10 protein-coding genes are annotated in these 11,942 nt (G+C 59.0%); 8 read left to right on the plus strand and 2 right to left on the minus strand.

The features are described from left to right. The first annotated feature begins 39 nt into the window (after positions 1–39). Positions 40–486: a YaiI/YqxD family protein gene (locus EAO82_RS20555; protein WP_096345923.1), complete on the plus strand. Its 447-nt coding sequence runs from the start codon at positions 40–42 to the stop codon at positions 484–486. Between the two features lie 38 nt (positions 487–524). On the opposite strand, the gene EAO82_RS20560 is transcribed toward EAO82_RS20555, so the two are convergent. Next, complete coding sequence (locus EAO82_RS20560) at positions 525–1,091, minus strand: DUF6436 domain-containing protein (protein ID WP_143520287.1); 567 nt, start codon at positions 1,089–1,091, stop codon at positions 525–527. Positions 1,092–1,322: 231 nt separating this feature from the next. On the opposite strand from EAO82_RS20560, the gene EAO82_RS20565 reads away from it, so the two are divergent. The 3 genes from EAO82_RS20565 to ppk1 all read left to right on the plus strand — a co-directional run bounded on the left by EAO82_RS20565 (position 1,323) and on the right by ppk1 (position 5,862). Further along, positions 1,323–2,555, plus strand: a complete 1,233-nt coding sequence (locus tag EAO82_RS20565) for a GGDEF domain-containing protein (protein ID WP_174959077.1) — start codon at positions 1,323–1,325, stop codon at positions 2,553–2,555. Positions 2,556–2,622: 67 nt separating this feature from the next. Further along, on the plus strand, positions 2,623–3,636 hold the full coding sequence (gene hemB, locus EAO82_RS20570; RefSeq protein ID WP_096345926.1) for a porphobilinogen synthase: 1,014 nt from the start codon (positions 2,623–2,625) through the stop codon (positions 3,634–3,636). Positions 3,637–3,666: 30 nt separating this feature from the next. Next, positions 3,667–5,862: a polyphosphate kinase 1 gene (gene ppk1, locus EAO82_RS20575; RefSeq protein WP_096345927.1), complete on the plus strand. Its 2,196-nt coding sequence runs from the start codon at positions 3,667–3,669 to the stop codon at positions 5,860–5,862. On the opposite strand, the gene ppx is transcribed toward ppk1, so the two are convergent. Further along, a complete protein-coding gene (ppx, locus tag EAO82_RS20580; protein WP_096345928.1) occupies positions 5,841–7,346 on the minus strand; it encodes an exopolyphosphatase in 1,506 nt (501 codons plus the stop codon). The genes ppk1 and ppx overlap by 22 nt on opposite strands. A gap of 145 nt (positions 7,347–7,491) precedes the next feature. Here ppx and trxA point away from each other — a divergent pair, with 145 nt between their 5' ends. The 4 genes from trxA to EAO82_RS20600 all read left to right on the plus strand — a co-directional run bounded on the left by trxA (position 7,492) and on the right by EAO82_RS20600 (position 11,926). Further along, a complete protein-coding gene (gene trxA / locus EAO82_RS20585) occupies positions 7,492–7,818 on the plus strand; it encodes a thioredoxin TrxA (protein ID WP_096345929.1) in 327 nt (108 codons plus the stop codon). 215 nt (positions 7,819–8,033) lie between these two features. Beyond that, positions 8,034–9,299: a transcription termination factor Rho gene (rho, locus tag EAO82_RS20590; protein WP_096345930.1), complete on the plus strand. Its 1,266-nt coding sequence runs from the start codon at positions 8,034–8,036 to the stop codon at positions 9,297–9,299. A gap of 172 nt (positions 9,300–9,471) precedes the next feature. Further along, positions 9,472–10,938, plus strand: a complete 1,467-nt coding sequence (ubiD, locus tag EAO82_RS20595; RefSeq protein WP_096345931.1) for a 4-hydroxy-3-polyprenylbenzoate decarboxylase — start codon at positions 9,472–9,474, stop codon at positions 10,936–10,938. Beyond that, positions 10,931–11,926, plus strand: a complete 996-nt coding sequence (locus tag EAO82_RS20600) for a 2Fe-2S iron-sulfur cluster-binding protein (RefSeq protein WP_231703256.1) — start codon at positions 10,931–10,933, stop codon at positions 11,924–11,926. The genes ubiD and EAO82_RS20600 overlap by 8 nt, the downstream gene beginning before the upstream one ends. The last annotated feature ends 16 nt before the right edge of the window (positions 11,927–11,942 follow it).

Raw genomic sequence — 11,942 nt, forward strand, 5'->3', positions numbered from 1 at the left:
TGGGGGAAACTACCCTTTTGCTCTGTGGAACCGCCCGCCATGACGCTTTGGATTGATGCTGATGCCTGCCCCCGCCCCGTACGCGATATCGTCGTGCGGGCGGCCCGGCGCCGGCAAATTGAACTGGTACTGGTCGCCAACAGCCCACAAGCGCTGCCGCCCGGCCCTGGCATCCGCCAGGTTACGGTCTCCAGCGGCGCCGATGTGGCCGACCAATACATCATCGACCATTCAGTGCCCGGCGATTTGGTCATTACCGCCGACATCCCGCTGGCCGCGGGCCTGGTCGAACGCAAGGTCACCGCAATCAACCCGCGTGGCGAGGTGTATAACAAAGCCAACGTGGGCGAACGCCTGGCAGTGCGCAACCTGATGGACGAACTGCGCGGCGCCGGCCTGGCCGGCCGCAGCGGCCCCGCACCCTACAACGACAAGGACAAGCAGGCCTTTGCCAACTCGCTGGATCGCTTGCTGGCCAACCTCTAGCCTCGACTCAAGCGCACCGCAGCTCATTTGCAAGAGCCTCATTGGATGTCACACAGACATGAAACGGTATCCTGATTGAGGATATTAACCCGGCGGCCAGCCAACAACGCGCTGATCACCGGCTCGATAAAACTGCTGGCCTGACTGCATTGCGCGCCATCACTATAGGGGCCGACATAGGCGAGCTTCCCGGCGGCATCCCAGATCGCGACGGAGGGCGCGCCGGGCCAGCTTGCCCAGGCATCAGGCATAGGCCAGAACGGTAGCGTTTTCAACACCCCTGGCAGCGTCTGCGCCGAGTTCTGGCCAGAGCGTGCGAACTGCACTCCCTGACTACCAAAACGCTGAGTCATCTCATCAACATAGCCTTGATGCCCGCCATTACATGGACACCCGCTCTGCCACACATGCAGCACCTGAACCTGACCGGGTTCGAACGGTGGCGCCACCGCTTCAGCGCCAAAATAGGCCGGCCGCTCAAAGGCCTTGAGATAGTGCGCCTCATACCACCAGAACGCCCAGGCCAGGCCGAGAATCCAGATCAACAGCAAAGCGCCAATTACCGTGCGCTTAAGCCAGATCCGGAACGCTGATTGTGTCTGCAAAAATACCTCGATAGCAGAATAACTTGCCGTTCAATTATACATTCATGGCTTGTTGTTCAATTTATTTTCGTTATTAAATGTCTTTCTGCAAACCTTTCCACAACTTGCCGCATCACGCGAAAGCAGTGCTTCCGCGAGCAATTCTTCGCAGGTATGCTGGTCGCACAACCCTGTTGTAAGGCAAGCAAGGGATCCGGCACCTACTCGGCCGGACAAGGAAGAAACCCTCCAATGCTCGGCGAACTTGATCTAAAGACCCTAGGTGTTGCCCTGTCTCTGGTCACCCTGAGCATGACCCTGTTGCTGTCAATTGCTGCCTGGCATGCCGGCAGCGAGAAGGGCCTGCGCCATTGGGCCATGGGCAACTTCGCATTGATGCTCGGCCTGCTGATGAACGTCAACCAGGATCACATCCACCACAGCCTCTCCGTCGTGCTCGCCAACGGTTTGATGACCCTGGGCATAGGCGTGACCTGGCTCGGTGTGCGCGCATTCAAAGGCACCAGCCAGCCTCAAGCCGGGCCTATTCTAGCGGCGTTGCTGGTGATGCTGCTGCTATGGATATTCCGCTTCCATTTCGACAGCCTTACCGCCCGGCTGGGCATCGCTTCTATCGTGCTGGCGACCATGAGCCTGCTCTGCGCCCGCGAACTGCTGATCCCTGCCGAACAACCCCTGCGTACAGGCTACTGGCTGGCCGGCGGTGTTGCGCTCTTCTGCGGTCTGGGCCTGACTCTACGCGCGATTGCCAGCCTGAGCAGCCTGTCGCCCACGGTGGCAATCAGCAACAACCCACTGCAAAGCGCGACTTTACTGGGAGCCATGGTCGCGCAGATTGGCTTGGCCAGTGGCTTTATCCTGATGACCCACTATCGCACCGCCATGGCCTTGCACCGTCTGTCTGAAAGGGATGCTCTGACCGGCACCCTGAACCGGCGCAGTCTATATGAGCAGGCTTTGCAAATCTTGAGCAAGGCCAGCGAGACCAAACTCCCGGTGACGCTGATCATGCTCGATGCGGACCATTTCAAGCGTATCAATGATGAATTCGGTCATCAGACCGGCGATGCCGTGCTGTGTCATATGGTCGCACGGATACGCCAGCATCTACGCGCCAACGATTTGCTCGGTCGTTACGGTGGTGAAGAATTTATTCTGATTCTTCCCGGCCTGGATACCGACAGTGCGACACAGGTAGCCGAACGTATCCGCCTGGGTCTGTGCAACCAGCCATGGCACGCCGAGGATACCCCGGTGCAATTAAGCATCAGCCTGGGTGTCGCCTGCTCCGACCAACAAGGCTATGTTTTCGACATTCTGCTCGGCGCCGCTGACGCCGCTTTATATCAGGCGAAAGCGCTCGGGCGTAACCGCGTGGAGCTGGCTCGACACCCCGGAACCGCGCCCAAGGATGAAATGGCATTACGCTTGCTGTCGCAATTCCGTCATAATCTGGACGTATAACGTCAATCAGATAGGGACTTGGTAGAAAAGGCGATTCGCCTGGCTGCTTCGTGCCCGAGGAGTTCCAGTGAGTTTTGATTCAGTCCACCGCCAGTTTCCCAACAGCCGTCTGCGCCGCCTGCGTCGTGATGATTTTTCTCGCCGCCTAGTGCGGGAAAACCGCTTGAGCGTGGATGATCTTATCTATCCGGTATTTGTTCTCGAGGGTAGCCAGCAGCGCGAGGCCATCGCCTCTATGCCCGGCATCGAACGCCTGTCCATCGACTTGCTGCTCGAAGAGGCTGCTGAACTGGTTGAGCTGGGTATACCGGCGGTGGCGCTGTTCCCGGTAACGCCGCTGGACTGCAAGTCGCTTGATGGCGCCGAAGCCTGGAACCCTGAAGGCCTGGCCCAGCGCGCCACGCGGGCGTTGAAAGCGGCCTTCCCGCAACTGGGGGTGATCACCGACGTGGCCCTGGATCCATTCACCACCCACGGGCAGGACGGCATCATCGACGAGCAAGGCTACGTGCTGAACGACATCACCATCGAGGCGCTGGTGAAGCAGACGCTGTCCCATGCTGAAGCCGGTGCCGACATAGTCGCACCCTCGGACATGATGGACGGCCGGGTGGGCGCCATGCGCCGGGCGCTGGAAGAAGCCGGCCACGTCAATACACGTATTCTGGCTTACTCGGCGAAATACGCCAGCGCCTACTACGGGCCGTTCCGCGACGCCGTGGGCTCTGCCGGCAATCTGGGCAAGAGCAACAAATCGACCTACCAGATGGATCCCGGCAATACCGACGAAGCCCTGCACGAGGTCGCGAGCGACCTCTCAGAGGGAGCCGACATGGTGATGATCAAGCCCGGCATGCCTTACCTGGATATCGTTCATCGGGTGAAAAGTACCTTCAAGGTACCGACCTTCGTCTATCAGGTCAGTGGTGAATACGCGATGCATCAGGCCGCCATTGCCAACGGCTGGCTCAGCGAAGCGGTGATTCTCGAATCCCTGACCGCATTCAAGCGAGCCGGTGCCGATGCCATCCTGACTTATTATGCAAAAACCGCCGCCCGTCAGTTGCAGGAACGCGGCTAGACTTATTCCGACATTCTTTTTGAGGTACTCATGCAAGAGGTTACATCCGTGCGCGAAGAACTGGCCGAGATTCCCGAGACCGAAAGCGGGATCGAGGAAGCGCCAGCGCCACCTGTCTTGAGCGATCCGCCGGTGCACGCGGCGGACATCAACGTTCCTGAACTGTACATTCATCGCGAGCTTTCGCAGCTGCAGTTCAATATTCGTGTGCTCGAGCAGGCTCTGGATGAATCCTACCCATTGCTTGAACGCCTGAAATTTTTGCTGATTTTTTCCAGCAATATTGACGAGTTCTTCGAGATCCGCGTGGCCGGCCTGAAGAAACAGATCACCTTTGCCCGCGAGCAGACCGGCCCCGACGGACTTCAGCCGCAGCAGGTGTTGAGCAAGATCAGCGAGATCGCCCATCAGCAGATCACTCGTCAATACGCGCTGCTCAACGACATGCTTTTGCCGCAACTGGCAGAGAAAGGCATTCGCTTCGTACGCCGCCACCAGTGGACGCACAAGCAGACACTCTGGGTGCGCCGCTATTTCCGCCAGGAAGTCGCGCCCATCATCAGCCCCATCGGCCTGGATCCCACGCACCCCTTCCCCTTGTTGGTAAACAAGAGTCTGAACTTCATTGTGCAGCTGGAGGGCACCGACGCTTTTGGTCGCGATTCCGGCCTGGCGATTATCCCGGCCCCGCGCTCACTGCCGCGGCTGATCCGCATGCCTGATGAACTCTGCTCTGGCGGCGACAACTTCGTCTTTCTGTCATCGATGATTCACGCCCACGCGGACGACCTGTTCCCCGGCATGAAAGTTTTGGGCTGTTACCAGTTCCGGCTGACGCGTAACGCCGATTTGATCGTTGACCCGGATGAAGTGGACGACCTGGCGCGCGCACTGCGCGGCGAGCTGTTGTCGCGTCGTTACGGCGACGCCGTACGCCTGGAGGTGGCCGACAACTGCCCCAAGCCGCTGACCGACTTTCTGCTCAAGCAGTTCGGCCTGAACGAATCCGAGCTGTATGAAGTAAAGGGCCCGGTAAACCTGACCCGGCTGTTCTCGATTACTGGCTTGGAAAATCATGCCGACCTGCAATTCCCGAGCTTCAGCCCCGGTATTCCGAAGCTGCTGTCCAGCGCTGACACCCTGTTCCAGGCGATCAGCAAGCAGGACATCCTGCTGCTGCACCCTTATGAGTCCTTCAGTCCGGTGGTCGATCTGCTGCGTCAGGCCGCGCAGGACACCAACGTGCTGGCGATCAAGCAGACGCTGTACCGCACCGGCGCCAACTCGGAAATCGTCAACGCCCTGGTCGAAGCGGCGAGAAACGGCAAGGAAGTCACGGTGGTGATCGAATTGCGTGCGCGCTTTGACGAGGAATCCAACCTGCAACTGGCCAGCCGCCTGCAGCAGGCCGGCGCCGTGGTCATTTATGGCGTGGTCGGCTTCAAGACCCACGCCAAGATGATGCTGATCCTGCGGCGCGAGGACAAGATCCTCAAGCGCTATGTACACATGGGCACCGGCAACTACCACGCCGGCAACGCGCGCCTGTACACCGACTACAGCATTCTGACCTCGGACCTGGCGCTGACTGAAGATGTGCACAAGCTGTTCAACCAGTTGATCGGCATGGGCAAGACGCTGCGCATGAAGAAACTGCTGCAGGCGCCCTTCACCTTGAAGAAACGCCTGCTCGAACTGATCAACCGCGAAACGCTGACGGCGCAGGCCGGCAGGCCAGCGCATATCATTGCCAAGGCCAACGCACTGACCGATGCGAAGATCATCAAGGCGCTTTACAAGGCCTCGCAGGCAGGCGTGAAGATCGATCTGATCATCCGCGGCATGTGCTGCCTGCGCCCGGGCGTCCCAGGCGTGTCGCACAACATCAACGTGCGTTCGATCATCGGCCGCTTTCTGGAACACAGCCGAGTCTACTACTTCCTCAATGACGGTCAGGAGCAGGTGTGGATGTCCAGTGCCGACATGATGGAGCGCAACCTCGACAAGCGCGTGGAGACCTGTTTCCCGCTGGAAGGCAAAAAGCTGATCACCCGCGCCAAGCAGGAACTGCAGGTGTTCATGACAGACAATACCCAGAGCTGGATATTGCAGACTGACGGTACCTACGTGCGCAGCAGTCCGACTGGCAATCAGCTTGCCCGCAGCGCACAGAGCGCGCTGCTGGAAAAGCTGGTCGGCCTACCTCAGCGCACCGTCAACGTGTAATTGGCCTTGGCCCAGAACTGCGCTTCCTGAGCGAAGTCAGCCTGGGTCAGGGGATTGGCATCAAGCCAACCCTCGGGGAAGTGAATTTCCAGAAAGTTGTCACCCGCCTGAACCTGAAGCTCAGGCATATCCTGGTTGCCGCGAATATGGTGATACAAAATCGCCAGGCGCAGCAGCATGCACAGGCGCAGCAGGGTGATGGCCTCATCACCCATCTCGGATAAACGCTCGGCGCTCGGCAGGTTGCGCCGGTGTCCCCATACCAGCAACGCCAAGGCCTGTTGTTCCTGGCGGGAGAACCCGGCCAGATCGGCGTGCTCAATCAGATAGGCGCCGTGCTTGTGATACTGGCTGTGCGCAATATCCAGACCCACCTCGTGGACCCGCGCGGCCCAGCAGAGCATATTGGCGTGCTTGTCGTCATCCAGGTTCCAGTTCGCGGCGGCCTTGCCGAACAGGCTTAGCGCCTTGCTCTCGACCCTTGCCGCCTGTTCCAGATCCACGTGGCAGCGCTCCATCAGCGCGCTCAGGGTGCGCTCGCGTACGTCCTCGTGCTGATGTCGGCCGAGCAGATCGTAAAGCACACCCTCGCGCAGCGCGCCGTCGGAGTGACTCATCACCTGAACGCCCAGGGCGTCGACAATGGCTTCGAGAATCGCCAGACCCGCCGGCAAAATCGGTTTGCGGTCAGGCTTGAGGCCGGGGATATCCAGCTTATCGACCTGGCCGGCTTTAAACAGCTTGCGCTTCAGCCAACCCAGGCCTTCGGGGGTCAGTTCGTCCTGCGTGCGTCCGCCGGATTGCACGCACTGACGGATGGTACGAATGGTGCCCGAGGCACCCACCGCTTCCTGCCAGCCAAGGCGCTGAATGGCCTGTTCAATTTGCATCAGCTCCAGGCGCGCCGCTGTATAAGCCTGCGCATAACGGCCGGGAGTGACCTTGCCATCAGGGAAATAACGCCGGGTAAAGGACACGCAGCCCATCTGCAAACTCTCGCGCAGAATCGACTCGAAACGCTCGCCAACAATGAACTCGGTGCTGCCCCCGCCGATATCGACCACCAGCCGTTTGCCCGCGTCATCGGCCTGGGTGTGCGAGACGCCAAGATAGATAAGGCGGGCTTCCTCACGACCGGAGACCACATCCACGCGGTGACCGATGATTTGCCGCACCTGGCGCATGAACTGCGCCCTGTTGCGGGCTTCACGCAGTGCATTGGTGCCAACGATGCGCACCGCGCCATCAGGCAGGCCGTTGGTCAGCTGGGCAAAACGTCGCAGGCAATCAATTCCCCGCTGCATCGCCTCTTCGCTGAGCTCGCCCTGATCATTCAGGCCGGCCGCCAGTTGCACCTTCTCACCCAGACGCTCAAGGATACGTATTTCGCCATGGTCGACTTTGGCCAGCACCATATGGAAGCTGTTTGACCCCAGGTCAATTGCAGCCACCAAGGGAAAATCAGCCTGTTTTCTTTGCACCATGCGCCCGCCTCGTGAGGTGTTTGTGCGAATTCTAACACCCGATGGTGACCTTGTGCCCGCCTGCTTCCACCTTCCGCTACCGGCAACGGTGATGCTATAGTGCTCGGCAATAAGCCCTTGATCCCTTGATCCCCTGGAGAAACGAATGAGTGATTTGATCGTGCATGTCACCGACGGCAGCTTCGACAGCGAAGTGCTGAAGGCAGATGGCCCCGTGCTGGTGGACTACTGGGCCGAATGGTGTGGCCCGTGCAAGATGATTGCGCCGGTGCTGGATGAGATTGCCAAGGAATACGAAGGCAAGCTGAAGATCTGCAAACTGAACATCGACGAGAACGCTGACACCCCGCCGAAATATGGCGTGCGTGGCATTCCGACGCTGATGCTGTTCAAGGGCGGCAATATCGAAGCCACCAAAGTCGGCGCGCTGTCCAAGTCGCAATTGGCTGCCTTCCTTGACAGCAACATCTGATTGATTGTCCCCCGACAGGATTTTTTTAGGTCGGGGGCATTTTTCTGCTTGTCAGCTATGGACGTCATCCATCAGCAGTGCTAGATTTGCCCATCAATTCCTTGTCGCACCCTGCGGCCGTGGCTTCCCAACATCAGCCAAACCCATCGCCCCATAGCCTTATGGCGGCCTGTTACTAACCCGTCCTGCCGAAAGACACATATCCTACCGACCCTATGAACCTGACTGAACTCAAACAAAAGCCAATTACCGAACTGCTGGAAATCGCCGAACAGATGGGCCTGGAAAATATGGGCCGGTCGCGTAAACAGGACGTGATTTTCGCCACTCTGAAGAAACACGCCAAAGGCGGTGAAGACATTCACGGTGACGGCGTACTGGAAATTCTCCAGGACGGTTTTGGTTTCCTGCGCTCCGCAGACTCTTCTTATCTGGCCGGCCCTGATGACATCTATGTCTCGCCCAGCCAGATCCGGCGTTTCAACCTGCGTACCGGTGACACCATTGCCGGCAAGATTCGCCCACCGAAAGACGGTGAACGCTATTTTGCGCTGCTGAAAGTTGATTCGATCAACTTCGACAAGCCGGAAAACACCAAGAGCAAGATCCTCTTCGAAAACCTGACGCCGCTGTTCCCGACCAAGCGTCTGACCATGGAAGCTGGTAACGGCTCCACAGAAGATCTGATGGCGCGCATCATTGATCTGTGCGCACCCATCGGCAAGGGTCAACGCGGCCTGCTGGTAGCACCACCGAAAGCCGGTAAGACGCTGATGCTGCAGAACATCGCGGCTAACATTGCACGCAACAATCCCGAGTGCCATCTGATCGTACTGCTGATCGACGAGCGTCCGGAAGAAGTGACCGAAATGCAGCGCACCGTGCGCGGTGAAGTGGTCGCATCGACCTTCGACGAGCCGCCGAGCCGTCACGTGCAAGTCGCCGAGATGGTTATCGAAAAGGCCAAGCGCCTGGTTGAGCACAAGAAAGACGTGATCATCCTGCTCGACTCCATCACCCGTCTGGCTCGCGCCTACAACACCGTGATCCCCAGCTCCGGCAAGGTATTGACAGGTGGTGTGGATGCCCACGCACTGGAAAAACCCAAGCGTTTCTTCGGCGCCGCGCGGAACATCGAGGAAGGCGGCAGCCTGACCATTATCGCCACCGCACTGGTCGATACCGGCTCGAAGATGGACGAAGTGATCTACGAGGAATTCAAAGGCACCGGCAACATGGAGATCCACCTGGATCGCAAGATTGCCGAGAAGCGAGTATTCCCGGCGATCAACATCAACCGTTCCGGTACGCGCCGCGAAGAGTTGCTGACCAGCGAAGATGAACTGCAACGGATGTGGATCTTGCGCAAGATCCTGCACTCGATGGACGAAATCGCCGCGATTGAATTCCTCCTTGATCGTCTGAAAGACACCAAGACCAACGATGAATTCTTCCAGTCGATGAAGCGCAGCAAGAACTAAGCTGCAAGCACCAAGCCTCAAGCTGCAACCAGCCCCGCGCTGCTTGCAGCTTGTTGCACTTTACGCCACCCGACAGGCTCTTTTGTCGGCATAATGTGCTTCCAACCAGACACCCCAGGCTGACGCAATCCCCGGACTGCTTGCAGCTTGCCGCTTGAGGCTTGAAGCTCCGATGCAATACTCCGATCTACGTGACTTCATCAAAGGCCTGGAACAGCGCGGCGAACTCAAGCGCATCCAGACGCCCGTCTCCCCCGTCCTGGAAATGACCGAAATTTGTGACCGCACCCTGCGCAAGGGCGGCCCGGCGCTGCTGTTTGAAAATCCCACCGGCTACAGCATGCCGGTACTTGGCAACCTGTTCGGCACCCCGCAACGGGTGGCCATGGGCATGGGCGCGGAAGAGGTCAGCGAGCTGCGCGAGATCGGTAAGCTGCTGGCGTTTCTCAAGGAGCCCGATCCACCGAAAGGTCTGAAGGATGCCTGGTCGAAACTGCCGATATTCAAAAAAGTCATCTCCATGGCGCCCAAGGTGGTGCGTGATGCCCCCTGCCAGGCACTTATCCAGGAAGGCGAAGACGTTGATCTGAGCAGCATCCCGGTACAAACCTGCTGGCCCGGCGATGCCGGCCCGCTGATTACCTGGGGTCTGGTGGTGACCAAGGGGCCGAACAAGGAACGGCAGAATCTGGGCATCTATCGTCAGCAGGTGATTGGCCGCAACAAGTTGATCATGCGCTGGCTGAGCCATCGCGGCGGCGCACTGGACTTCAAGGACTGGTGCGAAAAGCACCCGGGCGAGCCTTTTCCGATTGCTGTTGCACTGGGCGCCGATCCGGCGACCATTCTCGGCGCAGTCACACCGGTGCCCGATAGCCTGTCCGAATATGCCTTCGCCGGCCTGCTACGCGGCCAGCGCACCGAACTGGTCAAATGCCGCGGCTCCAATCTGCAGGTGCCGGCCAGTGCCGAGATCGTGCTCGAAGGCGTGATCCATCCTGGCGAGATGGCCGATGAGGGTCCCTTTGGCGACCACACCGGCTACTACAATGAGGTCGATCGCTTCCCGGTATTTACCGTCGAGCGCATTACCAGCCGGGAAAAGCCGATTTATCACAGCACCTATACCGGTCGGCCGCCGGATGAGCCGGCGATTCTTGGTGTGGCACTGAATGAAGTTTTCGTGCCGATTCTGCAGAAGCAGTTTCCGGAAATCACCGATTTCTATTTGCCACCGGAGGGCTGTTCCTACCGCATGGCGGTGGTGTCGATGAAAAAACAGTACCCGGGCCACGCCAAGCGCGTGATGCTCGGCGTATGGAGTTTCCTCCGCCAGTTCATGTACACCAAATTCGTGATCGTCACCGATGACGATATTAATATCCGCGACTGGAATGACGTGATCTGGGCCATTACCACGCGCATGGATCCCAAGCGCGATACGGTAATGATCGACAATACGCCGATCGATTATCTGGACTTCGCCTCACCGGTCTCCGGCCTGGGCAGCAAGATGGGGCTGGATGCGACCAACAAGTGGCCAGGCGAAACCAGCCGCGAATGGGGCGTCGCCATCAGTCAGGACCCAGCAGTGAAGCAGCGGGTGGACAGCATCTGGGCGGAACTGGGGATTGACTGACTCCGCCGTGTCGCCCGGTTTTGCGGTAACCTTGCAGCCCTCCGGCCACAAGCTTGAACTGCTGCCGGGTGAACGTATTCTCGACGGCGCCCGTCGAATGGGTTTCAGCGCTCCGCAGAGCTGCCGTAACGGCAACTGCCATATCTGTGCCGCCAGGCTGCTCAGTGGCAGCGCTCGGCAGACCGGGCAGATCCTGACGGACGGCGAACTTTATACCTGTGTAGCCGAGCCGCTGCAGGACTGCGAACTTTTTTGGGAGGGTATTTTGGCTCCAAACGAATTACCGCTGAATGATATCGCCTGTCAGGTCACTGCCTGCGAACCGATGGGCGGCGACGTGTGGCGTGTCATGTTGCGGATGCCCGCTGGCAAGTCACTGCACTTCCATGCCGGCCAGTATCTGTTGCTCAAGCGTCCCGATGGTGAAGCTTCGGCGTTCTCCATCGCTTCTGCGCCGCATGAAGGTCGCAACCTGGAGCTGCATATTCTCGGACGGGAGCCGGCTACGCTGGAGCTGATCGAGTCCCTGCGCCGCGAACGGATTGCCCACGTGCAGATCCCGCTGGGCGACTGCCACCTGGCACTGCTGCCTGATCGTCCCATCGTGCTGATTGCTGCCGGCACCGGCCTGTCACAGATGCAGAGCATGGTGCAGCACTTGCTGAATGTCGGCTTCAGTCATGCGATACATCTTTATTGGGGTGTGCGCCATGGTGACGAGCTGTATCAAGCGGCGCACTGGGAGTCCTGGCAACAGAACGACAAACTGGTGCTGCACAAAATCGTCAGCGACCACCCGGAATGGACAGGCCGTCACGGCCTGCTGCATCAAGCCATCAGCGAGGATCTGGGTGATTTGAGCCAGTACGAGTTCTATGTCAGTGGTTCGCCGGCGATGGTCTATGCCACGCTGGATGCCTTGAGTGAAGCCGGCATGCCTGCTGAGCAGATGCATGCCGACGCTTTCAGCTACGCACCGCGCAGCTGAAAGCGCAGACGCTACT

This window comes from Halopseudomonas pelagia, from assembly GCF_009497895.1.
Lineage (GTDB): Bacteria > Pseudomonadota > Gammaproteobacteria > Pseudomonadales > Pseudomonadaceae > Halopseudomonas > Halopseudomonas pelagia_A.

What these genes read in the sequence shown, in the direction of transcription:
- EAO82_RS20565 (WP_174959077.1), top strand. Translation starts at nt 1,323, where the DNA reads ATGCTCGGCGAACTTGATCTAAAGACCCTAGGTGTTGCCCTGTCTCTG.
- ppx (WP_096345928.1), bottom strand. Translation starts at nt 7,346, where the DNA reads ATGGTGCAAAGAAAACAGGCTGATTTTCCCTTGGTGGCTGCAATTGAC.
- ubiD (WP_096345931.1), top strand. Translation starts at nt 9,472, where the DNA reads ATGCAATACTCCGATCTACGTGACTTCATCAAAGGCCTGGAACAGCGC.
- rho (WP_096345930.1), top strand. Translation starts at nt 8,034, where the DNA reads ATGAACCTGACTGAACTCAAACAAAAGCCAATTACCGAACTGCTGGAA.
- trxA (WP_096345929.1), top strand. Translation starts at nt 7,492, where the DNA reads ATGAGTGATTTGATCGTGCATGTCACCGACGGCAGCTTCGACAGCGAA.
- EAO82_RS20555 (WP_096345923.1), top strand. Translation starts at nt 40, where the DNA reads ATGACGCTTTGGATTGATGCTGATGCCTGCCCCCGCCCCGTACGCGAT.
- ppk1 (WP_096345927.1), top strand. Translation starts at nt 3,667, where the DNA reads ATGCAAGAGGTTACATCCGTGCGCGAAGAACTGGCCGAGATTCCCGAG.